We start from the raw sequence: 1,978 nt of genomic DNA, 5'->3' as shown, positions 1-1,978 counted from the left end.
CTTGGAAATTATATGGGATGGGAATTATATAATCATAAAGGTTAATAAAAGTAATTTCTTTTATGTGAATTAATAAATATGACAAATAAAGAATTAAAATTAAAATCGGTTTTTCTTAGAAGAAATTTACTTAAATATATCTACAAAGCCAAAGCGGGTCATACAGGTGGTAGTTTATCTTGTGTAGATACTTTAAATGTTTTATACAACCGTGTTTTAAATGTAGACCCTACAAATTTTAGAAATCCAGATAGAGATAGGTATATCCAAAGTAAAGGTCATTGTGTAGAAGCGCTTTTTGTTACTTTAGCAGATAGCGGTTTTTTTCCAGAATCAGATTTAGAAACACTTTGCAAATATCAATCACATTATATTGGGCATCCAACTAAAAAAGTAAATGGTGTAGAACAAAATACAGGCGCTTTAGGGCATGGTTTACCGATTTGTGTTGGTGAATCTATTGCTGCTAAATTAGATGATAAAACGCATAGAATCTTCACTTTAATTGGTGATGGTGAATTGCCTGAAGGTTCTAATTGGGAAGCTTTTTTAGCAGCTGCACATTATGAGTTAGACAACTTATATGCAATTCTAGATTATAACAAACAACAAATAACGGGTAATAATGAAGATGTAATGAATACAGGTTCTATAAAAGAAAAGTTAGAATCTTTTGGATGGGCAGTTAAAGAAGTTGATGGTCATAATCTTGAAGAAATAGAAGACGCTTTAAATAATGGCCCATTTGAAAAAGGAAAACCAAACTTTATCATTGCGCATACTATTAAAGGAAAAGGTGTAAGTTATATGGAAGGGAATATTAAATGGCATCATGGAGTACCAAGTCCTGAGCAGTATGAAATTGCAATGAATGAGTTAAACGAAGCAGAAGCATTAATCTAAATTACCATGGAGTTAGATAAAATTGAAGAGACAAATTTAGAAATGGGTAAAGCTAATCAAGAAATATTTTCTGAAACTTTACAAGCTATTGCCGAAAATGATAAAAACATTATTGTAGTTACAAGCGATTCTAGAGGTTCTGGAAAATTAGTGCCATTTGCACAAAAATATCCAAAACAAATTGTAGAAGTTGGTATTGCTGAACAAAACTTAGTAGGTGTTGCAGCAGGTTTAGCATCCGCAGGAAAAAAAGCATTTGCAATTTCTCCTGCCTGTTTTTTAAGTGCACGTGCCTTAGAGCAAATTAAAAATGATGTTTGCTACTCAGACAATCCTGTTACGTTAGTTGGTATTAGTTCTGGTGTAAGTTATGGCGCGTTGGGTACAACACATCATAGTTTACACGATTTTGCTGTATTAAGAGCCATTAATAATTTAACAATTGTTGCACCAGCAGATAATTTTGAAACAGCAGAAGCTGTAAAATTAGCCGCAAAAACAAAAACGCCAATTTATATGCGTTATGGCAAAAAACCGATGCCCTTTTTAAACACAAAAGAGACAAATTTTGAATTTGGTAAAGGTAGAGTTGTTAAAGAAGGCAAAGATGTAACCATTATTGCTTGTGGGGAAACTGTATATCCTGCTTGGTTAGCAGCCAAAAAATTAGAAGACGAAAAAGGATTAAAAGCAACTGTTGTAAGCATGCACACTATAAAACCTTTAGACGTAAAATTATTAGAAGATTTAGCTGCTAATGGTAAACCCATAATTACTGTAGAAGAACATATGATTTATGGTGGTTTAGGAGAAGCTTGTGCTGCTTATTTATTTCAAAAAGGATTTAAAAATTCTTTTAAAATTATGGGAATTCCAGATGAATATACTGTTACAGGATCGCAAGTAGAAATTTTTAATCATTATGGAATTTCAGAGGATGGTATTTATAAAACGTGTTTAGATCTAATCAACTTATAGGTTTACAATCAAAAAAAAACAAATTTTTGGATTCATGTCAAAATCATATATTTTATCTATAGATCAAGGAACTAGTGGTACCAAAGCAATTATTTTT

Annotated in this window: 2 protein-coding genes; both read left to right on the top strand. The window is 31.6% G+C overall.

Features of this window, described 5'->3' with window-relative positions:
- The first annotated feature begins 78 nt into the window (after window positions 1–78).
- Window positions 79–903: a transketolase gene (locus ACTG3S_RS14340; protein ID WP_439130015.1), complete on the top strand. Its 825-nt coding sequence runs from the start codon at window positions 79–81 to the stop codon at window positions 901–903.
- Window positions 904–909: 6 nt separating this feature from the next.
- Window positions 910–1,881: a transketolase family protein gene (locus ACTG3S_RS14335; RefSeq protein ID WP_439130014.1), complete on the top strand. Its 972-nt coding sequence runs from the start codon at window positions 910–912 to the stop codon at window positions 1,879–1,881.
- The last annotated feature ends 97 nt before the right edge of the window (window positions 1,882–1,978 follow it).

This window comes from Polaribacter sp., assembly GCF_965656025.1.
GTDB lineage: Bacteria > Bacteroidota > Bacteroidia > Flavobacteriales > Flavobacteriaceae > Polaribacter.
This window is presented reverse-complemented; position numbering and strand designations above follow the sequence as displayed.